Raw genomic sequence first — 24327 nt, 5'->3', positions numbered from 1 at the left:
TTAAGAATATACCTATAGCAGATTTAAAAACTTTTTTTACTTATTTTCAAATAGTCACAGCGATTGCAGGGTCTTTGTGTTATTATAAGTATAAAGATACGTATTTAAAATACTTTTTATTTCTGCTTTGGTATATTGTAATAAATGACTTTACTGCAAGATATTATAGTCAAAACATATCCATTTTTAATGTGTTTTTTTATAATATTTTTCAAATTGTCTCCTTTACTTTTTATATATTATTGTTTAAAAATGCTGTAAAAAGTTTAAAAAGCAAAAAAATAATTTCAATCCTTTTGGCCTGTTATTATGCAAGTTACTTAATAAATTTGCTATTTATTGATGATTTTTTCAGAGATTATTTTTCTAACACTTATATAACAGGTGGTATTGTAATAATTACTTCAATTTTAATCTATTTATACGAAATTTTAAACTCTGATAAAATTATACATATTAATAAGATGATGGTATTTTGGATAAGTATTGGACTGCTATTATTTTTATTACCAAACATTCCTTTTAATGTAATTAGAAATTATTATAAAACTTCACCCACAATTCCTTATATTTATGCTGTAAATTTTTTACTAGTATTTGTATATAATTTAATAATAATTTCAGGTTTTATATGGAGCAGCAAGGAACAGAGGGATTATTTTTAGCTATCATAGTTTTATTTAGTGTATGTGTTATAATGGTTTTCTTGTTTATAATTTTTCAAAAAAAGAAAAATGTCCTTCTACACAAACAAGTAGAAACGCAACAACAATTCGAAAAAGAAATTGCTGAATCTCAAGTAGAAATCCGTGAACAAACTTTAAGAAATATAAGTTGGGAACTTCATGACAATATTGGTCAATTATTGACTTTAGCTAAAATTCAACTTCAAAGTGTCGGTGACAATCCTGAAAACATTAAAGATGTAAATGATAATTTAACTGTAATTTTAAATGAAGTTAGAGCATTATCCAAAGTAATCAACCCTGATTTTATCTCAAATATTAAATTAAATCAAGCTATTCAACTAGAAATTGACAGATTTAACCGTTTAAATTATATTAAATCCGATTTAGTTATTGAAGGTGATTATATAGATTTAGATGCGAAAACAGAAATCATTATTTTTAGAATTCTTCAAGAATTTTTCTCAAATACTATTAAGCATTCAAGAGCTTCTATACTAAATGTGATACTGAAATTCACTAATCATGAATTAATAATTATAGTAAAAGATAATGGAGTTGGCTTTGATGCTTCTCAAAGTTCAACAAATGGAATTGGCTTAAATAACATGAAGAAAAGAGGAGCTTTGATTAATGCTGAGATTTCAATAGAATCAGAAGAAAATAAAGGAACACTATTAACAATTATTCACCGATTAATTTAAAAATGAAAAAACATTCTATAGTTCTTGTTGAAGATCACACTTTATTATCGCAGGCCATTGCTGGTATAGTTGATAAATTTGAATCATTTAAAGTCAGTTATTTATGTAAGAATGGTGCTGAATTAGTAGAACAATTCAAATCAAAAAACAATATTCCTAAAATCGTTCTTATGGATATAAACATGCCTATTATGAATGGCATTGAAACCACAGAATGGATAAGTAAAAATCATCCTGAAGTAGCAGTTTTGGCCTTAACTGTTGAGGAAGATGAAAATACCATTCTAAAAATGGTTCGTGCTGGTGCAAAAGGATATTTACTAAAAGATGTGGACAAACAAACTTTAGAAATAGCCTTATTAAAAATTATTGAAACTGGAGTTTATCATTCAAACATAGTAACGGATGCACTTATGAATTCCGTAACCGGTAAAAGTCAACAAGAAGCAATTTTAAAAGAAAATGAAATTGAATTTCTAAAACTTATTTGCACCGAATTAACTTATAAGGAAGTTGCTGATAAAATGAATCTAAGCCCCAAAACAATTGATGGCTACAGAGACAATTTATTTGTAAAACTTAATGTAAAAAACAGAATAGGTTTAGTGCTTTACGCAATTAAACACAAAATTTATGTTCCTTAAAATTTAGTACAAAATGATTACGGACAAACAAAAATATTGAAATTCTTTACTTCATTGTTTACAACAGTAACTTGAAAATTATTTGGAGAAATGGCTTGGGCCGAATCTGGAATAAATAGTTGAATGGTATAAGTACCGTCTGGTAAACCTGCAAATATAATATTACCATTTATATCAATATCTTGGCTACTAACAACTGTTCCTGAAGAATCAATAATAGTAGCAGTTATTAAATTACTAAAAATGCTATCAACATTTGAATCAAAGTCATTATTACAATCATCATCGCTTATTACAGTTAAACCTATAATATTGTTACTACAACAGTTATTGTTATTATTTGTTAGAACAAAACTATCATTAACTGTTTTAATAGAACCTACTAAAGAAAATGCTGGTAAAGTAGAGCCCTTATAAATCAAATAAGCTCTTATACTATAAGTACCAGCGGGAATATTCACTGTATCATACCAAGAATCACTAGAATTATTTATATCTTGACTTGTAGCATATACGAAATTAGTTGCGTTATTAACTAATTCAAATTTCACACTTAATTCGCCTCTTGCTTCTATATCAATAATTAAACTTATAGGATCTTTTACACAAAAGGATCTTTCAAAAATATATGGAGTAATAAATCCAAAAGGATTACCAATCGTACCAGCACTAAATATTTGATTTGTTCCTACGTTTACAGGACTAATTGAAGAGGAATTGTTTTGGTTAATCCAATCTGTACTATTAGAATTATTATAATTAACTATAAAGGCATTACCATTAATAGTATTTATTAAATTTTGATCTGAAGTTGTAGTAGAAAATTGATTATATAAGGGCCTATTAATCAATCTCCAATATGGGTCTGAAACATTATCACCAGGTGCAATAACATTTCCAACTTCGTCAATTCCTGTAGAGATATTTAAAATATTTTTAGCTGCACATAAATTGCTGCCATTAATATCTTCTATCAATACATACTCACAATCATTACTAGAACATGATACAATAATTGAAAATGATGCTACTATTAAAGCTAAAACTGGATATACTATTCTTTTTTTCATGATTTATTTTTTATCAGGACAAATAACTTTCATTTCTGTTCTTCTATTTACTTGATGTTGTTCTTCTGTGCACTCTACTTCATCAGCACATTCGTTTAAAAGTTGAGACTCACCGTAACCATTGGCTAATAATCTACTTCTTTTAATTCCTTGAGAAACAATATAATCAACAACAGCATTTGCTCTGTTTTGTGATAAGGTCTGATTGTATTTATTTTGACCTCTAGAATCAGTGTGAGAAGATAATTCCACATTTATCTCTGGATTATCATTTAAAAATTGAACCAATCTATTTAATTCTACTTTAGCTTCTTTCTTAACTGCATATTTATCCGTATCGTACTGAATATTATTTAGTTTAATTGCTTTTCCACAATCAACTTGTTCCATACATATTTCTAACTTAACGAATAGTGTTGTGTTTCTGTCATAATTTTCAGTATTTATAGTTTCTGTCTGTGAAAAGAAATTATTTTTTTTACCATAAATAGTAAAAGAAGTTTTTTCATTCAAGTTGAAAATATATTCTCCTTTTTCATTTGTAATAGAATTTTTCTGAATAGTTGCATCTAAACTTCTTAAAACAACAGAGACATCAGATAATGGGCTAGTAGTGTTACATCTTACTGTTTTTCCATTTAATATAAAGTTTTTATCTGTATACTGTAACTCTTTTTGTAATGTTAGACCTTTCTTAAATTCACGCTTTTTTGTATTTTCCGTTTCTAAATTTATCCCGTAAAGAGCTCCTTCTATAATGTAACTGTCAGGCTCAATATCTTCAAAAACAACAACACCAAAAGAATTAGTTTTTCCCGTTTTTAAAATTTCATCATCATCATTTTTTAAAACAACTTCTGTATCAGGTAGTATATTTTTTGTGAATTTATCTCTAGCTGTAACTGTCAACGAGTAAACTTCCTTAACTTTTTCTTTTTTCTTTTTTTCTTTTTTAGGCTTATTTGGATCTGAAGTAAATTTATAAACAAGTCCAACAAAAACGCCTATAGAACTAACATCGCAATTACAAGGATTTTCTCTTAATTGTGTATTAGATGTTTGATTAGTAGATTCATTATTAGCACCTAATACTGAAGTAATAGGTTTATAACTAGTCGTGTAATTTAATAAGTTGTTTTTAGATTCTTCTGAATCAAAATGTTTTAAATAATAACCACCAACACTTAATCCAAGATTATTAGTTACAAAATAATTAAACTGTAATGATCCTTTTGCAGAAAATACATTAGTTTGAGAATATCCATTATGATAATTAAATATTTCTGTTGAAGGTACATTGGAAGAATTCACATAACTTCCAACTAAACTTGTTTGTCCACCATCTATAGAACTTATACCAGCTCTTAATTTCAATTCAACACTATATTTATTTGTAGGTTGATATTTGAAACTTGGACCAATTCCTATAAAATTTCTTGTGATTTTATCTTCAGTTAAATTTAAACTAGTAACATTATAACCATTATAATACAAGTTCCCAGTAACGTAACTACTTGATGGTTTGTTTTGAATATAATCAAAATCAATCCCTAACCCATACCATTTAAAATAATAATCAACTGACGCTCCTGCCATTAATCCTCCTTTATAATCAATATAAGGAGTATTGTTGTCAAATGTTGGGATATCGAATCCACCTCTCAAAGCTACCTGAAAACCTTTTAAATTAACAACATTAGATGTAGTGTCTATTGGCTGTAATTCTTGTGCATTTATACTTGTTAATTGACTTAAGTACAATGTTATTATTATGATTAATTTTATTTTTTTCATATTTGATTAAAAAATATTATGTAATGTAATCTGTCTTCATTAAACAACTAAATCAATTACAAAGATTATAAAAAATATTGAATATTATTACAAATTTGATACTTTTTCCAAATTTGATACTTCATTATTATTATCTTCCTGTAATAAAATTCATAAATAAATATAATTAAATATTTTTTTCTAATTCAAAAAAAATATTTAATTATATTTACTCTTCATAATTTTCCATTTCTTTATCATAAAATTCACCTGCTAAAGTTATTAGGTGTTCCATTTCTGATTCTAATTCGCGTTCGTCTTCTTCTTCGATATCTTCTAAAAACTCAACTTCATCATCTTTTAAATTGATTAAAAAACGTGGATAATCTAAATGTACAATAAAGATATCATCTGGAAAATCAGTATTGTCTCCTAATATAAATTTTGGTCTTTCCATGGTAAGCTATGAGTTTTGATTTATTAATTTCTTTGTCAAATAATTAAAGCGAATATACAAAAATATTGCTGCAGAAGTTAGTCCTGCTAATAATCCTATCCAAATTCCTGCTGCTTTTAAATCTGTATATAATCCTAAGTAAATTGAGATTGGAAAGCCAATAACCCAATAAGAAACAAAAGTCATATACATCGGGATTTTTACATCTTGTAAGCCACGTAAAGCTCCTAAGACAACAACTTGCAAACCGTCTGAAATTTGAAAAACTGCTGCAACTAACAATAATTGTCCAGCAATTGCAACTACTTCTGTGTTTTTAGCTAAATCTGTTAAACTATTCATATCAACAAATAAAGCTGGTAATGAGTTATGAAATAACACAAATATTAATGCAAAAACTATTTCTAAAAGAATAGCTAGTAAGAATATTGACACAGCTACAATTCGCAATTTTTTATAATCGTTTAATCCTTTTTGATTTCCAACTCTAATCATAGCTGCAACACTTAATCCCATCGCAAACATAAAGGTGAAAGACGCTAAACTTAAAGCGATTTGGTTCGCGGCTTGACTCGTAGTTCCTAAATAACCCGAAAGCAAAATTGCCCCTGTAAATAAAGCAATTTCAAAAAACATTTGTAATGCTGAAGGTGTTCCTAACTTGATGATTTTTATATTGACTTCTCTTTTAATTTTCTTTAAATCAAAACCTTTAAAAAAGGGATAAAACTTTTCTTTTTTATTCATCATATAATGCATGTAACCTAACATTACAAAACGTGAAATTATAGTTCCAATTGCTGCTCCAACGATTCCCATTTTTGGAAAAAACCAAATTCCATAAATTAACAAATAATTGAAAATTACATTAACAATATTAGCAATAATAGTTGCCCACATAGAGTATTTAGTTTCGCTCATTCCATCAGCAAACTGCTTATAAGCTTGAAATACTATTAAAGGAATTAATGAAAAAGCTACAATATCTAAATAAGGTTTTGCTAATTCAACTACATGTTCTGGTTGTCCCATAAATGAAATTAACGGCTTAGCAAAAAAGATTATTGTAAATAATGCAAATCCTAAAATGGTACACAAATACAATCCATGATGAAATGCACTTCTTCCATCTTCAATATTATTTTTTCCATCAGCTTCGGCTACTAAAGGAGTTATAGCTGTTGAAAATCCAATTCCAAGTGACATGGCTATAAAAACAAAACTATTTCCTAATGAAACTGCTGCCAATTCATCTGGACCAATTTTCCCAACCATGATATTATCTACAATACCAACAACAGTATGCCCTAACATTCCAAGAATAATAGGATAAGCCAGTTTTAAATTATAAGTAAACTCTTTGGTATAAGTTGATAAATTCATTTGTAATTTTAAAGCGGCAAAGATAGTTATTTCTCGCTACTTAACTTATCATGATACATTTTAATATTGTCTTTTACTTCATCTTCCAATTCTGGATAATGAAACTCGTATTTATTTAATTCGTCTAAAATAGTTTTGGCAACAATATAACGAGCTGTTTCTTTATTATCAGCCGGAATTACAAACCAAGGAGCATGTTCTTTAGACGTTTTATTCAAAATATCTTGATAACAATTTTGATATTTATCCCATAATTGACGTTCTGCTAAATCAGCTGGAGAAAATTTCCAATTGTGTTTTTCAGTTTCTAATCTTCGAAGCAAACGTTGACGTTGCTCTTCTTTACTCAAGTGCAAAAAGAATTTCATAATAATTACACCATTTAAGGCAACGTGCTTTTCAAAAGCATTGATACTTTCAAAACGGTTTTCCCAAAAATCCTCATTAACGTCATCCAAACTATCAATACTCGGAATATTTTCATTCATAATATATTCTGGATGCACTTTGGTTATCAAAACATTTTCATAATGTGTTCTGTTAAAAACCGAAAATTTTCCTTTTTCTGGCAATGCAATATAATGTCTCCATAAAAAATCATGTTCCAATTCATTGGATGAAGGAGTTTTAAAACTATGAACCACTACTCCACGTGCATTAAATTCTTTAAAAACTTCACGAATTAGACTATCTTTTCCAGCGGTATCCATTCCTTGTAAGCAAATTAACACACCATATTTATTATGAGCGTACATTCTGTCTTGTACTTTACTTAATTTTTCACGAATTTTTTGTAATTCTTTTTCTTTCTTCTTTTCAGAAGTTTCTACAATTATGAAAGTTGGAATATTTTTTAACTTTATGGTTTTTGTTACTTTAAAGTCTTCAGATTTTAAGGTTTTCATGTGTTTTACTATTAATTACAATTATATTTGTCTTTATAATTTAACTTGTTTTGTAAAAGTATGGAAAAATTTCAACTACAACTCTTTTTTCAAATAATAGGAATTGGTTCAGCTTCTGGACTTTTTTTTCACAATAATTTAATTTATTTAATTTCAGATAACAGTTCGTATTTATATGAATATAAAATAGATTCTAATAAATTAAATAAAATTGCTTTGGTCGAAAATCCTCAAGAAAATATTCCAAAAAAAGAAAAACCTGATTTTGAGTCTATGGCTTTAGATGGAAACAAATTATTTATTTTTGGTTCTGGTTCTACTGAAAATAGGGAAATGTTAAAAACATATCAATTTTTGAATAATAGAATTAAAGAAAAAGATTTATCTGAACTTTATAGTAAATTAAAGTCTCAATTTTCAATACAAGATGACGAACTAAATATTGAAGGTGTATTTTATCTTAATAAAAAGTTTTATTTATTTCAAAGAGGAAATGGAAAAAATGCGTCAAATGGAATTTTTATCGTTGATAAAGACAAAGAAATTGAAATTGAATTTAAAAAAATTGAATTACCTAAAATTAATAATATTCAATCTTCATTTACAGATGCAATTTTAGTAGATGAAACCATTTATTTTTTAGCATCAGCAGAAAACACAATTTCAACTTATGACGATGGAGAAATAGTAGGAACATTTTTAGGTAAAATGAAATTAACGGATTTTTCAATTGAAGAAACAATTTTAATTTCAAGTAAAAATAAATTTGAAGGAATTACACTTTATAAAAAAACAGAAAATCAAATAGATTTTTTATTGTGTGAAGACAATGACACAGCCATTTTGGAATCAAATATTTTCAAATTAACAATTAAGAAATAAACTTTTTTTCAAAACCTTTCCAACCTTTTACAACTTTTTATGCTCTTATAATAAAGGAACCTTTTATGATAGATGAAAATATAATCATAGCCTGCAAAAAAAATCAACGAGAAGCCCAACGTTTATTATATGAACAGATGGCAACTAAGTTGTATTACACTTGCAAACGCTATCTCAAAAAAGAAGAAGAGATTGAAGAAGTATTGGCCGATGCTTTTTACATCATCTTTACTAAAATAGAACAACTCAAAGAAAATAAAGCTTTTGAAGGTTGGGCACGAAAAATTGCAGTCAATCAATGTTTGTTACAACTCAAAAAGAATTTGAATTTCAATCTTTATTTGGAAGATACTAACATGCAATCGCAACCTTTTACAGACGAAGTAACGGATTTAGAAGAAGAAGATTTGTTGAAATTGGTTGAGAAAATTCCAGAAGGTTGTCGAACGATTTTTAATCTTTTTGTAATTGAAGGTTTTTCGCATAGAGAAATTGCCGAGCAACTTAAAATATCTGAAGGAACATCCAAATCACAATTAAACGTTGCTAAAACAAAATTGAAAGAATTAGTGAATACCTTTTACTATCAAAAAGCAAAATAATTAAAACATACATGAAAAGATGCTGTAAAAAATTCAGCATAAAATTCAGCACAAAATGAAAAACGAAGAAAAAATATATCAAAAAATCAAAAACGCTTCTAACAAAGCAGAAGAAACATCATTTCCAGGAATGGATAAAGTGTGGAATCGTGTAGAAGAAAAACTCGACACTAAAATAATAAAAAAGAAAAGCGAAGTTTGGAAAAAACTAGCCATTGCTGCTTCTTTCTTATTGTTTTTTACGGTTGGAATTCAATTATTCAATACACAAAAAGAATTAACTGAACCAATCGAACCAAAAACAAATATTGAATCATCAACAGAAAAATCTCAAGAGAATATTGAAATCCAAATTGATGCCAATAAAACGGAAAATAATAAGTCATTACCAGAAGTAGAAACTTTTGCAAATTCAAATAATGCTTCTACTACTTCAAACAAACCGAAAGCAATAATTAATGAAGATGAAGTCGTTCAATATGAAATTTCTACTACATTAAAAAAAGACAAAAAAATTTCAGAGTCACCTAAAACATCATTTGCTGCAGAAGAGGTTTCTGATGATATTCAATTAATGTCTCAAAAAGAAGCTGTTGAAAAAGGTTATTATAATTCTTCAAGCTCGAAAAGCAATGATTTTTTAAGCAACAGAACAATATATGCTGCTAGAAGTTCAAACTTTAAATACGACGTTGTAAAATCTAAAAAATCCGAAATTGAAGAAAAAGTTGTAAAACCTCAAACAAAAAGCGATGATTTAGTTCTAATTAACGGAGAGTTATCATCTAAAAAAAGAGAAGATTTAAGTTCAAGCGAAATGGATGAAATGGTTGAACTAAAAAACCCAATCTATATTATCAATGGAGAAGAGTTTTCAGAAGAATCCTTATTTGGAGAAAAACCTACAAGTAAATATGCTCCTTTAAATGCTCAAAAAATAGATTCCATAAAAGTCTATTTACCTGAAGAAGCCAAACCAATATATGGTAAAAAAGGAAACAATGGAGTAGTTATTATTTCCATTAAAAACTAAATTCAAAAAAAAGAAAAACCAATTTTTTAACTAAAACATTATATTATGAAAAATCTAATACATATTTCGTCAGGGATTGCTATGCTTATACTTTTCCTAAATTTTAAAACTATAAATCATGAAAAAAATTATGAAAACTACATTGTTATTACTGGAACCGTAAGTGATGAATTAGGAACATTACCTGGAGCAACTGTTATTGTCAAAGGAACTACAAAAGGAACTACAACTGATTTTAACGGCAAATATTCCATTGAAGCAAGTGAACAAGATGAGATAGAATTTACTTTCACAGGAAAAAAGAAAAAAACTGTAAAAGTGGGAAAACAAAAAGTCATTGATGTGGTTCTTGAAAATGGATATGTCGGTGAGGAAGTCGTACTCACTGGAATTGTTGGTAAAGGTAGAAAAGCTGATGCAACTACTTCATCATATCAAAGTGTTAAGAGTAGTGAATTAGCACAAAGAGCAAATCCTAAAACAATAAAATCGCTCTCAGGAAAAGTATCAGGTCTTCAAATAACTACGAAAAACAATGGTGTAAATCAAAATAACTCAATTGTATTAAGAGGTAATCGCTCAATTACAGGAACTAATGAGGCTCTTGTTGTTATTGATAATAAAATTTCGACAGTCGAAACATTACAAAATATGGATCCTAAAGAAATTGAAGCAATGAATGTAATTAAAGGATCTCAAGGTGCAGCATTATATGGCGATAGAGGTGTAAACGGAGTAATTGTTGTGGTTTCAAAAAACGGTTTACCAAAAGAAGAGAAGAAAAAACTACTCGATCAAATTAAAAAGAACAACCAACCAATTCCAGCTATTGAACCAGATCAAGAAGATTATGATTCATTTGTTGAAAATCAGTTTACAAATCCTACTAATGAACCTCTTTCAACTTTTTCAATTGATGTTGACAATGCATCTTATACAAACGTTAGAAGATTCATTAATCAAGGTCAAATAGTACCAAAAGATGCAGTACGAGTTGAAGAAATGGTTAATTTTTTTAAATATAACTACTCAAAACCATCTGATGATCATCCATTTGCAATTCATACAGAATATAATGATTGTCCATGGAATGAAAAACATAAATTAATAAAAATTGGATTACAAGGAAAAGAAATTCCAAGTGACAACCTTCCTAATTCAAATTTTGTTTTTTTAATCGATGTATCAGGTTCAATGAGTGATCAAAACAAACTACCACTTTTGAAAGAATCTATGAAAGTATTGGTAAATCAATTAAGAGAAAACGATAAAGTAGCTATTGTTGTTTATGCTGGTGCTGCAGGATTAGTATTACCAACTACTTCAGGAAATGATAAAGAAACAATAATAAAATCTCTTGATAATTTAACTGCTGGTGGAAGTACTGCTGGTGGAGCAGGAATCGAATTAGCTTATAAAATTGCTTCAGAAAACTTTATAAAAGGTGGAAATAACAGAATTATTTTAGCCACTGATGGTGATTTTAATGTAGGTTCAACTTCTAACAAAGACATGGAAACTTTAATTGAAGAAAAACGTAAAACTGGAGTATTCTTAACGTGTTTAGGTTACGGAATGGGAAATTACAAAGACAGTAAAATGGAAATTTTAGCTGATAAAGGAAACGGAAACTATGCCTACATCGATAATATTCAAGAAGCAAATCGTTTTTTGGGTAAGGAATTCAAAGGTAGTATGTATGCCATTGCAAAAGATGTTAAAATCCAAATTGAATTCAATCCAAAACACGTTCAAAATTATCGTTTAATTGGTTATGAAAACAGGAAATTACGTACCGAAGATTTTAAAAATGATGCCATTGATGCTGGTGAACTAGGAAGTGGTCACACAGTGACTGCTTTATATGAAATTATCCCAACAGGAATTGAAAGCTCATTTACAAATGAAATTCCTGAATTAAAATATTCTGAAAAAAGTAAGGCTGCAACCAATTATTCAGATGAATTAGCAACAGTAAAATTTCGCTATAAAAAACCAGATGGCAAAAAGAGTATTGAAATGGTTGAAGTTATTAAAAACACAAATAATTCATTACAAAATGCTACTGAAGACTTCAAATTTAGTGCTGCAGTCGCTTGGTTTGGATTAAAATTGAGAGATTCAAAATTGATAAGTAACAAAGCTTCAAACGATATAAAAAACTTAGCACTACAAGGAAAATCAATTGACGTCGAAGGTTATAAAGCTGAATTTATTCGCCTAGTTGAAGCAACAAATACTATAAATTAAATTTAAAAAAAATAAAATTATGAAAAAGAAAGTAATCCTTGTTTTGCTAGTATTTATAATGCTACCAATACTACAATCGTTCTGCGGATTTTATGTTTCCACAGGTGATACTAAAATTTTTAATCAAGCTTCAGAAGTAATTCTTGTGCGTGATGGAAATAAAAACACAGTAACCATGAACAGCGATTTTAAAGGTGATGTAAAAGATTTTGCCATTGTAATTCCAGTTCCAACTGTATTGAAAGAAAGCGACATTAAAGTCGTTAGAAAAGATATTTTCAACAAATTAAATAAATATTCAGAACCTCGTTTGGTTGAATATTATGACGAACACCCGTGTCAACCAAAATACAGGTATGATGATATGATGGTAATGGAAAGTGTTTCTGCTAATTCGATTAAAATGGTTACGAAAAAAGAAAAAGATTTAGGTGTAACTATTGAAGCAAAATATACTGTTGGTGAATATGATATTCTAATTTTATCTGCAAAAGAATCAACTGGTTTAAAAACTTGGTTACTTCAAAATGATTATAAAATTCCAGCTAAAGCGGAAGAAGTTTTGGAACCATATATCAAATCGAAAATGAATTTTTTTGTAGTGAAAGTCAATTTAGCAGAAATGAAAAAATTAGGTAGAAATGAATTAAGTCCAATCCAAATTTCATTTGAAAGCGAAAAATTCATGTTACCTATTCGTTTAGGCATGGCAAATGCAAATGGAGCCCAAGACTTAATCATCTATGCTTTTACCAAAAACGGAAGAGTAGAAAGTACCAATTACAGAACCGTAAAAATACCAACGGATAAAAATATTCCAACTTTCATGAGAGAAAAATTTCAAAATTTTTATCAAGATATGTTTTCAAAACAATATAAAAAGTATGGAAAAAACGCTGTTTTCACGGAATATGCATGGGATTTGAGTTCACACAATTATCAAAAATGTGACCCTTGTTCCACTACTCCACCAAGTTATGCTGAATTGAAAGATGCTGGCGTTTTCTTTGCCAATTACAGAACACCAGAAGGTTGGCAAGGAAGTGATTATGAAGGAAATTTATTCTTTACACGTTTACATGTTCGTTATGATAGAGCTAATTTTCCAATGGATTTACAATTTCAAGAAACTATGGACCAACAATCTTTTCAAGGAAGATATATCATGCAACACAGTGTAAATGTTGATATGGAAACTTGTTCAGAAGGAAGAAGATATTACAATGATGTTTTAAACAGACGAGAAAATGAATTAGAAACTTTAGCCAATTTAACCAATTGGGATACTGATTCTTATGATGATTACACCAACGAAATCAGAACAAAATTAGGGTATAAAAATGCAAAAAGTGACACTAAAAAAGGAGGCTTATTTTTCTTCTCAAAAGGAAATAAACCTAATAAAACACTTCCAATTTTATTACAATTAAGTGGTTTTGCATTAATAGCTTTCTTGATTTACAAGAGAAAAACTCTTTTACCAAAATTAGCTGTTGTCAAAAACTTCTTATTCTAAATTATTAACGATAAATGTTCTTATAAACGGAATTTCCCCTCCTTTGGAGGGGTGTCCGAAGGACGGGGTGGTAAAAAAATTATAAAAACATATAACCATGAACACAAAAACCATAGAACTTCCTAAAAATAGTTTATTATCATTACTAAGTGATGCTCGACATTTTCAAATTTTATTTTTGGGAAGCTTCTTGCTTATGGTTTTGTTTGCCAATGATTTTCCAAAGGAATTTTTATTCCAAATTGGATTAACATTTACAAGTTGTATTATTTTTCAGTTAGTATTTATTCACTTTACAACTAAAAATTATACTTCATGGAAAAGTGCATTTATCACTTCTCTCGGACTTTGTTTGTTGCTTAAAGTGGATGTTTTTTATTGGGTAATTTTAGCCAGTTTAATTGCAATTGGTTCTAAATTCTTAATCAAATATAAAGGGAAACACGTTTTTAATCCCGCGAATGTTGGTGTTATTGGAACAATAGTATTTACGCATCATGCCTGGATTTCTCCAGGACAATGGGGAAGCAATGTTGTCTATTTATTCATTATTGGATCACTTGGATTTTTAGTCATTAAAAAAGTAGCACGAATTGACATTGCATTAACTTTCATTGCAACATTTGGAGGTTTGTTATTCATTAGAAACATCTTATATTTGGGCTGGCCCATAGATTTCTGGACACATCAAATGACCAACGGAACTTTAATGTTATTTACATTTTTTATGATAACAGATCCAATGACAACACCAAATAACAAAAAAGGAAGAATTGTATTTGCTTTAATTTTAGCCATAATTGCTTTCTATTTAACAACTTTTAATCATTTTTACGCAGCACCAGTTTGGGTTTTGATATTCTTGTCACCTTTAACAATTGTGTTTGATAAAATTTGGAAAAACAAAAAATATTGTTGGTAAAACTTCGTTTACATAACTTATAAAAATAGAATATGATAAAAATAAATCTACTTATAATGCTGTTTTTTAGTTCTATGACTTTTTTGGGACAGGATAGTTTACCTAAAAAAACTGGTTGGACTATTAGTAATAGAAATAAAGTAATTCTCAAAAGTGATAATCCTCTAATTATCTTAAATGAAAAATTAGTTGATTATGAATTGATGAATACTTTAGATTCAAAAAAAATTAAATCTATAAATGTTTTAAAAGGAGATGCTTCAATTTCAAAATATGACGAAAAAGGAAAATATGGAGCTATTGAAATTACTTCAAAAGGTATTTCAAAAAAAGAATTAAGTAAACTTTACAAACTATATGCTTATTCATATGAACCAAACACAAAAGAAAAATCTAAAATAATCACAGGAAAAATAACTGATTGTGAAGATATTCCTTTAAAAGTTGCTATTGAAAATTTGAATTCAGATATAATTACTCAATCTGATTCTTTGGGAAATTATGCTATTGAAGTTCAAAAAGATGATGTCTTATTGTTTTCAAGATTTGGTTCTATTTCGCAACGTATTTTAATTGAAAATCAAAAAGTGATAAATGTTTCCTTAAAGGAAAATCCAACAAATGAAACCATAAGGGTTTTAAAACCAATAATTTATTTATATCCAAAAGAAAAAACAGAAGTCACTTTGTCTTTTGATTTTAAAGGTAAATTATTAACTACTTTTCCTAAATATGATAAAAATTGGAACGTAATTGCTGAACCAAACGGACAATTATTTGATACCAAAACCAAACGAAATTATTCTTCCTTATTTTGGGATGGAGATATTTCTTTTGAACCAGAGCATTATCAATATGAAAGCGGGTTTGTAGTTGAAAAAGAAGAACTAACCAATTTCTTAATCGAAAAATTGGAACATATTGGACTAAACACTATTGAAACTAACGAGTTTATTCAGTTTTGGTTACCGATTTTAGAACAAAAAAAATACAATTTCATTCATTTTTTAGTGAATGATGAATGTGATGAAGTTTCTATAAACAATGTCAATCCAAAACCTGACACTTCAATTCGAGTTTATATGGAATATTATGGATTAGATGAATTTACATCAATAAAAGAACAAATACTTCCTAAAACAGAACGAAAAGGATTTACTCTTGTAGAATGGGGTGGTTCTGATGTGATAAATCAAATTTTAAAAAATAAAACATTATGAAAAACATTATTTACACTTTTCTAATTCTTTTAATAGGAATAAATGCAACTGCACAAGAAGTGATTTACGTTGATTTAGAACCAAATGATAAACCAACTATTTATGTAATTGGTGGATTTGCTTCTGTTATTACTAAAGAAGATGTAGCTTTTGCAAAAAAATACAAAGTTCAATTTCACGATTTTGGATGTATTGTCCCAGAAAATATTGAAAAATATGAAAAACTAAATGCTCACGTTTTTGATGACTTAAATAAAGAATTTGGAACTAAATGGCAAAAAGAATTTAGAAAAGGTGTTTTAGGTTTTGAAAAATGGAAGAAAACTTAAAATGAGCTTAAAAACACAATCCTAGTCAAAAAATTATCAAAAAAGTAGTACTTTTATTTATATTTATTCAAATACTTAAATTATGAAAAAAGTTTTAATTGTTCTTTTAGTTGCTTTAGTTGTAATTCAGTTTTTTCAGATTGATAAAACAAATCCTGAAACCGATATCAATCAAGATTTTTTAAAAATACATGAAACGCCAACGGAAATTGCTTCAACAATGAAAGCTGCTTGTTATGATTGTCATTCCAATCAAAGTGCTTATCCTTGGTATACTAATATTCAACCTGTTGGATGGTTTGTGAAAAACCACATTGAAGATGGAAAAAAACACCTAAATTTTTCTGAATTTGGAACTTATACTGCTAAAAAACAAGCACATAAATTAGAAGAATGTGGAGAAATGATTGAAAAAGGAGAAATGCCTTTATCAAGTTATACCATTATTCACAAAGAAGCTGTTTTGACAGAAGCTCAACAAGCTGAACTTATAGCTTATTTTAAAGAGATTGAGAAGAAGATAAATAGTGGTATTCAATAGTCTTAAGTTTGATTTAATATGAACAAAAGTTGAAAATAGAAGAAAAAATTGCCGAAACTTATTTTAAATCAATTGGTTACAAAAACATCGTATTTGAACCTAAAGGAAATAGAACCCCTGATTTTGTAATTGATGATAAAATTGCAGTTGAAGTTAGAAGACTAAATCAGTTTCATAATGGAAACCCAATTGAGAAAGTAAGACATAGTTTACTTCCAAAAATCATCAATCAAATTGAGTCTTTTGGAAATGGAGAACATAAAAAATCTGCATATTTTGGAATAAGATATTCCAGACCAATTAATTATAATAAAATTATTAAACAAAAAATAAATTTCATATTGGAAACACATTCCTTAACTATGGAATTTAAAAAAGAATACCAAATAAATGAAAACCTAGAATTAAAAATATTCCCTTCAAATAAAAAATTTGATATTCAATACCATTTTGGTACTTGTGTTGACTTTAATGAAGGAGGATTTGTTTTAGGTAATATTCTCGACAGTTTAAAAGTTATTATACCAGTAAAAGCCGAACAAATAGAAGAATATAAATCTGAATATAAAACTTGGTGGCTTGCCTTGATTGATAACATTGGAAATGGTTTAAGCGAAACTGAATTTGATCAATTGAGAGAAAGCATAGATTTTGATTTAAATTTTGATAAAGTATTCATTATCTCTAATTCAAATTCAATTCGCGGTGGAGAAATATAATAATCTAAGTAATTAACGTGACAACGTTCTGCGGCTTGAAGCAGTTGCGTAAATTTAACACTTAATTTCACAAGTACCAAACTCCTAATGAATTTTCGGAGAAAATTCAAACAAAGACCAAGCCAAGCAATTGCTACAAACCGTTGTTAGTGGCAGTCTTTTGCTACTTACATTTTTTACTTTCGACAATAATTTGATTAGCAAAGTTTGTAAATTCATTATTTTGAGAAATTGCAAGAGCTTCATTCGCATATTTTAGTGCTTCATCGCATTGTTTTAAATTTTTAAATGAAATAGCTAAATTTAATAATAACCCAGATTTTTGATGTAAATTAGGATCAATTGATTTTTTTAAACCTAAAAGTAGAATTTCGTTTGCTTCAATATATTTCTTTTCACTCATCAAATTTTGCCCTAAATTAGTATAAGTATTAATTTGAGATGAATCAATTGAAATATTTTTATAAAGCATTTCAATTGATTTCTTATTATTTCCCATTGAACTTTCTACTAATGCCAAACAATTTAGAATTACAATGTTGTTTTCTTCAATTACATTAGCTTTAAGAAAATATTCTTTAGCTTTTTCATAGTCTTTATACTCAATATTTGATAATCCAATTTCAAAAAGCTTTAAAGCATTTTTATCTTTAATATACTTTTCATTTCCATGAGCGATAATTTCTCGTGGCTTTTCGTCAACATTATAGATTATTTTAGCACTATCTTTTTTACAAGATTGAAAAGTAATTAAAATAATTACTAGATATATTTTAAATTTCATTTTTAATAATTATTTGTCTTATTTTCCTCTTCTCGCCGATTGCCACTAACTCATAATTTATAACTAACAATTCACAACTCAAAAAACTATTTCTCAATTTCCTTTAAAGAATCCATTTTCTTGTGTTCTAAGAAACCTTTTAAGTCTTCGAAATGTTCTTTAACACGTTTGTTCCCAAATTCAAACACTTTCGTAGCTAAACCGTCTAAGAAATCTCTATCGTGAGAAACTAAGATTAATGTTCCGTCAAAATCGCGTAAAGCATCTTTAATGATGTCTTTAGTTTTCATGTCTAAGTGATTTGAAGGTTCATCCAAAATCAATAAATTAACAGGTTCCAACAATAATTTAATCATCGCTAAACGTGTTTTTTCACCACCAGAAAGCACTTTGACTTTTTTGTGAATATCATCACCTTGAAACATGAAAGCTCCTAAAATATTCTTGATTTGCGTACGAACATCACCAACAGCAATTCTATCAATGACTTCAAAAATTGTTGCACTTTCGTCTAATAAAGAAGCTTGATTTTGAGCAAAATAACCAATTTGAGCATTGTGACCAATTTCAACACTACCCGAATTAATTTCGATTTCTTTCATAATGGCTTTAATCATCGTTGATTTTCCTTCACCATTTTTACCTACGAAAGCTACTTTTTGACCTCTTTCAATAACAACATTTGCATCTTTAAAAATGACATGATCACCATAACTTTTATGCAAATCTTTAACCACAACAGGATATTGTCCTGAACGAACTGAAGCTGGAAATTTCAACTTTAAAGCTGAATTATCTACTTCATCCACTTCAATGGGAACAATTTTTTCCAACATTTTAACACGAGATTGAACGGATTCTGTTTTTGAAAATGTACCACGAAATCTATCAATAAACGCTTGATTATCGGCTATAAATTTTTGTTGTTCATCATAAGCTTTTTGCTGATGAACACGTCTATCTTTTCTTAATTCTAAATAATGAGAATATTTGGCTTTGTAGTCATAAATTCTTCCCATGGTAACTTCAATCGTTCTGTTTGTGATGTTATCTACAAACGCTCTATCATGCGAAATTACCATCACAGCTTTTGCTTGATTGATTAAAAAGTCCTCTAACCATTGAATACTATCCATATCCAAGTGATTTGTTGGTTCATCTAATAAAATTAAATCGGGTTTCTTTAAAAGGATTTTTGCCAATTCAATTCGCATTCTCCAACCTCCAGAAAATTCAGAAGTCAAACGACTAAAATCTTCACGTTCAAAACCTAAACCTTTTAATACTTTTTCTACTTCAGCTTCATAATTGACTTCATCAATCGCATAAAATTTCTCTGAAAGTTCAGAAACTCTTTCAATTAATTTCATGTACGCATCACTTTCATAATCCGTACGAATTGTTAATTGCTCATTAATTTCGTCAATTTCTTTCTTCATATCCAAAACATCTGCAAATGCTTTTGAAGTTTCTTCCATAACCGTACAATCGTCATTTGACAATAAATGTTGAGGCAAATAAGCAATCACAGCTTCTTTTGGAGCTGAAATATTTCCACGCGATGGTTTGTCTTGACCAGCTACAATCTTTAATAGCGTAGATTTTCCTGCCCCATTTTTACCCATAAGGGCAATTTTATCGGTTTCATTTATGGCAAAAGTTACATCACTAAAAAGTACTGTTCCACCAAATTCTACTGCTACGTCGTTTACTGTAATCATTTTGTTTAGATTGTTCGATTTTTGATTGTTCGAAATTTCGAAGAATCGAAGAATCGATTTTGAAGGTGCAAATATAGTCTAATTGTGGAATTTGGCAATTGGAAAAAAATTAACTTTTAATCAATAATTAACAGTTGTATTTGGATTCGGTTTAATAAACTTCTTACCTTTGATTGATTTAGTTAAAATTAACAGATGCTGAAGTGAATTCAGCATAAAAATTAACAAGTAACCGTTCAGCATTGATGAGATGCTGAAATAAATTCAGCATAATATGAAAAAAATAAGTTTACTAGTCTTAGGATTAGTTTTTGTAACTTTTACTAGTTGTAAAAAAGAAGAAAAAACAGAAACTCCAACTGAAACTCCAACAGAAGTTAAAGGTTTAACTATTGTAAATGATTCTACAAAAGTAAAATGGACAGGTTTTAAAACAACAGAAAAAGTAGCTGTTGGTGGAAGTTTTAAGCAAATTGAATTGAAAGATGTAAAAACTGGAAGTACTCCTCAAGAAGTTTTAGAAGGTGTTGCTTTTTCAATTCCTGTGAGCAGTTTATTTACAGATAACGAGGATAGAGACTCTAAATTAAAAACTATCTTTTTTGGTACTATGAAAAATACTGAATTACTTTCTGGAATTTTAAATTTTAGAGATAATCAGTTATTTATGACTTTATCAATGAATGATGTTACAAAACAAATTCCTTTAGAATATACTTTTGAAAATAATTTATTGAGTATGAAAACTACTTTAAATTTAAATGACTTTGGTGGAGGAACTGCTTTAGCTGCAATCAACAAAGCTTGTTTTGATTTACACAAAGGTGCAGATGGTGTAAGCAAAACTTGGGAAACCGTAGATATTATGGGAGAAGTTTTGTTTCAATAAATATAATCAAAACCTAAAGAAGTTGACACAGATTTCACGAATTTTCACAGATTTTATTTGTGTTAATTTGTGAAATTTGTGTCTTTTTTAGCTACTGAAATAAGTTCAGCATTACAAGAATAAAGTGAAAAACTAAAGATTCATTTTAAAATCGTCAATTATTGGTTCTGCTTTTTCTTTGTCTGCTTCGTTAATAAAAACTTCTACAGCTAAATCTGTGTTACCAAAACCAGCTACTCTTGCTGATTGTAAGTTGTTTTTTGCCATACAAACAATTTCATTTTCTTGTAATTTTTTTTGTAAAGCCATTGCGATAATTTCGCTTCCTGAAAATATTTTTACTAGTGCCATTTTATTTGGGTTAAAAGGTTAAAGGTTATGAGGTTAAAAGACTTGCATATAAATCTTCTTTCTGAAAATCTAAAAATCTGTATTATTCATCAAACTCTATAAATAAAGGCTCAACCATTATTCTATCAGCCATTATTTCAATTTTTTCTGTTATTTGATTGCAAAAGAATATTTTTTGCATTTTTGGCATGCTGTCTGACATTCTTAATATAGGCGAATCCATTCTATTTCTAAACAAATTATCAGCATCATCAACTATCATTACTTTTAAACGATTGACATTGAAACCCGCAGAAGAAAACATGAAATTTAATTTATTTGCTGTCCCGACTAATACGTCAATTCCGTCTGAAATTTGATTTTTGTCTTCGTCTAAATCAGTTTTATCATGAACTCCATAAACTCTTACTTCATTGTCTTTTCCTAATTGTTTGAACAATTCTACCATTTCTAAAACTTGAGGCTTGTCATCAACAAAAACTAAAGCTCTAGGAGATTGTTCTTTAGGTTCATTTAATTTTTGGATTACATTTAAAACGATAGTTGTTGTTTTTCCTGTTCCTTTTTTAGATTGGATAACGACATCTGCACCACTTTTAATAGTAGAAAATGTTTCTTCTTGTAATTCATTGGCTTCTGTTAATCCGTTTCGAATTAATCCGTTTTGAAGTCCTTGATTTATTTTTTTTAATTTCATTTTTTTAGTGATTAGTGATTAGTAAATAGTAATTAGCTAGTTACTAATCACTTTTTACTAATTACTCAAAATTACTTACTTGCGAACATTTTTACATCATTTTCAGAAATTTCTGTTCCTCCAAGAATGATAAGTCTTTCCACTACATTACGAAGTTCACGAATATTTCCTGTCCAATCGTATTCTTGTAATAGTTTGACGGCTTGTTTTGAGAAGTTTTTAACCGTATTTCCTTGTTCTTCTGCTATTTTATTTGCAAAATGTTCAATTAGTTCTGGAATATCGTTTCTTCTTTCGTTTAAAGATGGAACTTTAATTAAGATTACAGCCAAACGATGGTATAAATCTTCTCTAAAACGACCTTCTGCTATTTCTTTTTTTAAGTCTTTGTTGGTTGCGGCAATAACTCTAACATCTACTTTAATGTCTTTGTCTGCTCCTACTCTTTGGATTAAATTTTCTTGTAAAGCTCTTAGAACTTTTGCTTGAGCTGGCAAACTCATATCTCCTATTTCATCTAAGAAAATGGTTCCTTTGTGAGCAGCTTCAAATTTCCCTGCTCTGTCTTTTACAGCTGATGTAAAGGCTCCTTTTACGTGTCCAAACAATTCGCTTTCTATTAATTCACTTGGAATTGCTGCACAGTTTACTTCGATAATTGGTGCCGAATAACGCTCGCTTTTTTCGTGTAATTGATGAGCAACTAGTTCTTTTCCTGTTCCGTTTGGGCCAGTTATTAAAACTCGTGCATCTGTTGGAGCAACTTTGTCAATCATAGTTCTAATATGATTAATTTCGTCACTGTTTCCAACCATTTGATAGTTTTTACTGACTTTTTTCTTTAGGTTTTTGTTTTCAACGACTAATTGTTTTTTATCTAAAGCATTTCTAACTGTATTTAATAATCTGTTTAAATCTGGTGGTTTTGAAATGTAATCAAAAGCACCTAAACGCATTGTATTTACAGCTGTTTCTAAATCTCCGTGACCAGAAATCATTACCATTGGAATTTCGGGTTTGATTTTTTTAACGGCTTCTAAGACCTCAACACCATCCATTCTTGGCATTTTGATGTCGCACAAAACCAAATCATAATCTTCATTTTTAATCTTTTCTATTCCTTGCAAACCATCTTCTGCTTCTTCTACTACATAACTATCGTTTTCTTCTGAAAGGATTTTTATTAGTACTCTACGAATTGTTGCTTCGTCTTCTATGATTAGTATTTTTGGCATCAATTTTAGGTTATAGATGATTGGTAAAAGGTTATGGGCAAAGTTAGTAAAAAATAAAGACATTTCTCTATCTAACCCTGATGGGAATGGCATCTTTTTTATCTCGTTTTAAAACGAGATAAAAAAATAGAATGGACAGCAGGAAAGACATAACTAGATAAAGCCCAAACTTGCTGTTTTTAAAAAATTTATTTATTTATAATGTGAATATCTCTTTGTGGAAAAGGAATTGCAATTTTATTTTGTCTGAAAGCTGCATCAATTTTGAAACGAATATCGCTTTGAATTTTTGGACTCTTCATTCCGTCATTTACATAAAAATATAGTGAAAAGTTTAAAGATGAATCAGCAAAGTCTTCGAAAAGAACTAAAATTTTATTTTCTTCTACAACTCCTTCAGTATTTTTTGCGCAATCTTCTAAAACTTGTTTTACTAAATTAACATCACTACCATAGGCTACTCCAACTTTTACTTGCTCTCTATTTGTGGTTGTATTTTGCGTCCAGTTGAACAAAATATCGGTCATGAATTTGTTATTTGGAATAACCATAACTCTATCATTTCTTGTAACCATTCGAGTTGTTCTTAAACGAATTTCTTTTACGACCCCAACTTTTCCGTCAACTTCTATAATATCTCCAACATGAAGTGATTGATCTAAAATCATTAAAACGCCAGAAATAATATCTAAGAAAAATGTTTGTAACGCAAATCCAAGTCCAACAAATAAGGCTGCAGAAGCTGTTAAGAATATTTTCATATCAACACCCGAAATATCAAGTGTAAACATAATTGCAAAAACATAAACAAGATATTTTATAAATTGAAATATGCTAATAAATTTATTTTTGTCTTCTAATGGCAATTTACGAGTTACAATACTCCTAACAAATTTTAAAATGTATGACGTAAAAACAAGTATTGCAACTAAAAAAATAAAGTTTAATAGCGAAAATTTTATTTTTTCTCCATCAATTAATTTAAAGTTTAATATGTCTAAAATTTCTTGCATT

Annotated in this window: 24 protein-coding genes; 13 read left to right on the top strand and 11 right to left on the bottom strand. The window is 28.6% G+C overall.

Annotated elements, in window-relative coordinates; genetic code table 11:
* The first annotated feature begins 631 nt into the window (after window positions 1–631).
* Both AAC008_RS05880 and AAC008_RS05875 read left to right on the top strand, forming a co-directional pair.
* A complete protein-coding gene (locus tag AAC008_RS05880) occupies window positions 632–1390 on the top strand; it encodes an ATP-binding protein (protein ID WP_339888010.1) in 759 nt (252 codons plus the stop codon).
* 2 nt (window positions 1391–1392) lie between these two features.
* A complete protein-coding gene (locus AAC008_RS05875) occupies window positions 1393–2034 on the top strand; it encodes a response regulator transcription factor (RefSeq protein WP_339888008.1) in 642 nt (213 codons plus the stop codon).
* Between the two features lie 17 nt (window positions 2035–2051).
* On the opposite strand, the gene AAC008_RS05870 is transcribed toward AAC008_RS05875, so the two are convergent.
* From AAC008_RS05870 to AAC008_RS05850, 5 genes are all read right to left on the bottom strand, one after another.
* Window positions 2052–3104: a hypothetical protein gene (locus AAC008_RS05870; protein ID WP_339888007.1), complete on the bottom strand. Its 1053-nt coding sequence runs from the start codon at window positions 3102–3104 to the stop codon at window positions 2052–2054.
* Between the two features lie 3 nt (window positions 3105–3107).
* Window positions 3108–4898: an OmpA family protein gene (locus AAC008_RS05865; protein WP_339888005.1), complete on the bottom strand. Its 1791-nt coding sequence runs from the start codon at window positions 4896–4898 to the stop codon at window positions 3108–3110.
* A gap of 208 nt (window positions 4899–5106) precedes the next feature.
* Window positions 5107–5334, bottom strand: a complete 228-nt coding sequence (locus AAC008_RS05860) for a hypothetical protein (RefSeq protein WP_026718117.1) — start codon at window positions 5332–5334, stop codon at window positions 5107–5109.
* A gap of 6 nt (window positions 5335–5340) precedes the next feature.
* Window positions 5341–6717, bottom strand: coding sequence for an MATE family efflux transporter (locus tag AAC008_RS05855; RefSeq protein ID WP_339888004.1), 1377 nt, complete (start codon window positions 6715–6717; stop codon window positions 5341–5343).
* Window positions 6718–6743: 26 nt separating this feature from the next.
* Window positions 6744–7622 carry a PPK2 family polyphosphate kinase gene (locus AAC008_RS05850; protein ID WP_339888003.1) on the bottom strand — a complete coding sequence of 293 codons (879 nt, stop codon included), beginning with the start codon at window positions 7620–7622 and terminating at the stop codon, window positions 6744–6746.
* A 60-nt stretch (window positions 7623–7682) separates the two neighbouring features.
* Between AAC008_RS05850 and AAC008_RS05845 the strand changes: the two genes are divergently transcribed.
* The 10 genes from AAC008_RS05845 to AAC008_RS05800 all read left to right on the top strand — a co-directional run bounded on the left by AAC008_RS05845 (window position 7683) and on the right by AAC008_RS05800 (window position 17636).
* Entirely contained in the window at window positions 7683–8504 is an 822-nt protein-coding gene (locus tag AAC008_RS05845; RefSeq protein WP_339888001.1) for a hypothetical protein, read from the top strand.
* A gap of 65 nt (window positions 8505–8569) precedes the next feature.
* Complete coding sequence (locus AAC008_RS05840; RefSeq protein ID WP_339888000.1) at window positions 8570–9106, top strand: sigma-70 family RNA polymerase sigma factor; 537 nt, start codon at window positions 8570–8572, stop codon at window positions 9104–9106.
* Between the two features lie 55 nt (window positions 9107–9161).
* Window positions 9162–10139, top strand: a complete 978-nt coding sequence (locus AAC008_RS05835) for a hypothetical protein (protein ID WP_339887998.1) — start codon at window positions 9162–9164, stop codon at window positions 10137–10139.
* A 45-nt stretch (window positions 10140–10184) separates the two neighbouring features.
* Window positions 10185–12389 (top strand): von Willebrand factor type A domain-containing protein, encoded by a 2205-nt coding sequence (locus AAC008_RS05830; protein ID WP_339887997.1) that lies wholly within the window; start codon window positions 10185–10187, stop codon window positions 12387–12389.
* A 19-nt stretch (window positions 12390–12408) separates the two neighbouring features.
* Window positions 12409–13905: a DUF2330 domain-containing protein gene (locus tag AAC008_RS05825; RefSeq protein WP_339887996.1), complete on the top strand. Its 1497-nt coding sequence runs from the start codon at window positions 12409–12411 to the stop codon at window positions 13903–13905.
* Between the two features lie 97 nt (window positions 13906–14002).
* Window positions 14003–14827: an RnfABCDGE type electron transport complex subunit D gene (locus AAC008_RS05820; RefSeq protein WP_339887994.1), complete on the top strand. Its 825-nt coding sequence runs from the start codon at window positions 14003–14005 to the stop codon at window positions 14825–14827.
* Window positions 14828–14859: 32 nt separating this feature from the next.
* Window positions 14860–16047 (top strand): hypothetical protein, encoded by a 1188-nt coding sequence (locus AAC008_RS05815; protein WP_339887993.1) that lies wholly within the window; start codon window positions 14860–14862, stop codon window positions 16045–16047.
* Window positions 16044–16376, top strand: coding sequence for a hypothetical protein (locus AAC008_RS05810; protein WP_339887991.1), 333 nt, complete (start codon window positions 16044–16046; stop codon window positions 16374–16376). Before AAC008_RS05815 ends, AAC008_RS05810 begins: the two co-directional genes overlap by 4 nt.
* A gap of 82 nt (window positions 16377–16458) precedes the next feature.
* Complete coding sequence (locus AAC008_RS05805; RefSeq protein ID WP_339887989.1) at window positions 16459–16917, top strand: heme-binding domain-containing protein; 459 nt, start codon at window positions 16459–16461, stop codon at window positions 16915–16917.
* Between the two features lie 29 nt (window positions 16918–16946).
* Complete coding sequence (locus AAC008_RS05800) at window positions 16947–17636, top strand: hypothetical protein (protein WP_339887987.1); 690 nt, start codon at window positions 16947–16949, stop codon at window positions 17634–17636.
* A 163-nt stretch (window positions 17637–17799) separates the two neighbouring features.
* Here the strand turns inward: AAC008_RS05800 and AAC008_RS05795 are convergent, their stop codons facing one another.
* On the bottom strand, window positions 17800–18420 hold the full coding sequence (locus AAC008_RS05795) for a tetratricopeptide repeat protein (protein ID WP_339887986.1): 621 nt from the start codon (window positions 18418–18420) through the stop codon (window positions 17800–17802).
* A gap of 86 nt (window positions 18421–18506) precedes the next feature.
* Entirely contained in the window at window positions 18507–20141 is a 1635-nt protein-coding gene (locus AAC008_RS05790) for an ABC-F family ATP-binding cassette domain-containing protein (protein WP_339887984.1), read from the bottom strand.
* A 274-nt stretch (window positions 20142–20415) separates the two neighbouring features.
* Here AAC008_RS05790 and AAC008_RS05785 point away from each other — a divergent pair, with 274 nt between their 5' ends.
* Entirely contained in the window at window positions 20416–21030 is a 615-nt protein-coding gene (locus AAC008_RS05785; RefSeq protein WP_339887983.1) for a YceI family protein, read from the top strand.
* A gap of 132 nt (window positions 21031–21162) precedes the next feature.
* On the opposite strand, the gene AAC008_RS05780 is transcribed toward AAC008_RS05785, so the two are convergent.
* The 4 genes from AAC008_RS05780 to AAC008_RS05765 all read right to left on the bottom strand — a co-directional run bounded on the left by AAC008_RS05780 (window position 21163) and on the right by AAC008_RS05765 (window position 24326).
* Window positions 21163–21381, bottom strand: coding sequence for a DUF2007 domain-containing protein (locus AAC008_RS05780; RefSeq protein WP_339887982.1), 219 nt, complete (start codon window positions 21379–21381; stop codon window positions 21163–21165).
* Window positions 21382–21463: 82 nt separating this feature from the next.
* The gene (locus tag AAC008_RS05775) at window positions 21464–22078 is read right to left on the bottom strand and encodes a DEAD/DEAH box helicase (protein WP_339887981.1); all 615 of its coding nucleotides are present in this window, start codon (window positions 22076–22078) and stop codon (window positions 21464–21466) included.
* 71 nt (window positions 22079–22149) lie between these two features.
* Window positions 22150–23313 carry a sigma-54 dependent transcriptional regulator gene (locus tag AAC008_RS05770; protein ID WP_339888146.1) on the bottom strand — a complete coding sequence of 388 codons (1164 nt, stop codon included), beginning with the start codon at window positions 23311–23313 and terminating at the stop codon, window positions 22150–22152.
* Between the two features lie 188 nt (window positions 23314–23501).
* Window positions 23502–24326 (bottom strand): mechanosensitive ion channel domain-containing protein, encoded by an 825-nt coding sequence (locus tag AAC008_RS05765; RefSeq protein WP_339887980.1) that lies wholly within the window; start codon window positions 24324–24326, stop codon window positions 23502–23504.
* Window position 24327: the final 1 nt, after the last annotated feature.

Origin of the sequence: uncultured Flavobacterium sp., assembly GCF_963975515.1 — a bacterium.
GTDB lineage: Bacteria > Bacteroidota > Bacteroidia > Flavobacteriales > Flavobacteriaceae > Flavobacterium.
The sequence above is the reverse complement of the archived record's forward strand: the minus strand, read 5'-3'. Positions and strand labels throughout refer to the sequence as shown.

Bases quoted from the DNA above. Each gene is read 5' to 3' on its own strand.
- AAC008_RS05855 (WP_339888004.1), bottom strand. From the start codon at position 6,717: ATGAATTTATCAACTTATACCAAAGAGTTTACTTATAATTTAAAACTG.
- AAC008_RS05820 (WP_339887994.1), top strand. From the start codon at position 14,003: ATGAACACAAAAACCATAGAACTTCCTAAAAATAGTTTATTATCATTA.
- AAC008_RS05870 (WP_339888007.1), bottom strand. From the start codon at position 3,104: ATGAAAAAAAGAATAGTATATCCAGTTTTAGCTTTAATAGTAGCATCA.
- AAC008_RS05825 (WP_339887996.1), top strand. From the start codon at position 12,409: ATGAAAAAGAAAGTAATCCTTGTTTTGCTAGTATTTATAATGCTACCA.
- AAC008_RS05770 (WP_339888146.1), bottom strand. From the start codon at position 23,313: ATGCCAAAAATACTAATCATAGAAGACGAAGCAACAATTCGTAGAGTA.
- AAC008_RS05865 (WP_339888005.1), bottom strand. From the start codon at position 4,898: ATGAAAAAAATAAAATTAATCATAATAATAACATTGTACTTAAGTCAA.
- AAC008_RS05815 (WP_339887993.1), top strand. From the start codon at position 14,860: ATGATAAAAATAAATCTACTTATAATGCTGTTTTTTAGTTCTATGACT.
- AAC008_RS05790 (WP_339887984.1), bottom strand. From the start codon at position 20,141: ATGATTACAGTAAACGACGTAGCAGTAGAATTTGGTGGAACAGTACTT.
- AAC008_RS05875 (WP_339888008.1), top strand. From the start codon at position 1,393: ATGAAAAAACATTCTATAGTTCTTGTTGAAGATCACACTTTATTATCG.
- AAC008_RS05805 (WP_339887989.1), top strand. From the start codon at position 16,459: ATGAAAAAAGTTTTAATTGTTCTTTTAGTTGCTTTAGTTGTAATTCAG.
- AAC008_RS05795 (WP_339887986.1), bottom strand. From the start codon at position 18,420: ATGAAATTTAAAATATATCTAGTAATTATTTTAATTACTTTTCAATCT.
- AAC008_RS05810 (WP_339887991.1), top strand. From the start codon at position 16,044: ATGAAAAACATTATTTACACTTTTCTAATTCTTTTAATAGGAATAAAT.
- AAC008_RS05835 (WP_339887998.1), top strand. From the start codon at position 9,162: ATGAAAAACGAAGAAAAAATATATCAAAAAATCAAAAACGCTTCTAAC.
- AAC008_RS05880 (WP_339888010.1), top strand. From the start codon at position 632: ATGGAGCAGCAAGGAACAGAGGGATTATTTTTAGCTATCATAGTTTTA.
- AAC008_RS05765 (WP_339887980.1), bottom strand. From the start codon at position 24,326: ATGCAAGAAATTTTAGACATATTAAACTTTAAATTAATTGATGGAGAA.
- AAC008_RS05850 (WP_339888003.1), bottom strand. From the start codon at position 7,622: ATGAAAACCTTAAAATCTGAAGACTTTAAAGTAACAAAAACCATAAAG.
- AAC008_RS05780 (WP_339887982.1), bottom strand. From the start codon at position 21,381: ATGGCACTAGTAAAAATATTTTCAGGAAGCGAAATTATCGCAATGGCT.
- AAC008_RS05830 (WP_339887997.1), top strand. From the start codon at position 10,185: ATGAAAAATCTAATACATATTTCGTCAGGGATTGCTATGCTTATACTT.
- AAC008_RS05840 (WP_339888000.1), top strand. From the start codon at position 8,570: ATGATAGATGAAAATATAATCATAGCCTGCAAAAAAAATCAACGAGAA.
- AAC008_RS05785 (WP_339887983.1), top strand. From the start codon at position 20,416: ATGAAAAAAATAAGTTTACTAGTCTTAGGATTAGTTTTTGTAACTTTT.
- AAC008_RS05860 (WP_026718117.1), bottom strand. From the start codon at position 5,334: ATGGAAAGACCAAAATTTATATTAGGAGACAATACTGATTTTCCAGAT.
- AAC008_RS05775 (WP_339887981.1), bottom strand. From the start codon at position 22,078: ATGAAATTAAAAAAAATAAATCAAGGACTTCAAAACGGATTAATTCGA.
- AAC008_RS05845 (WP_339888001.1), top strand. From the start codon at position 7,683: ATGGAAAAATTTCAACTACAACTCTTTTTTCAAATAATAGGAATTGGT.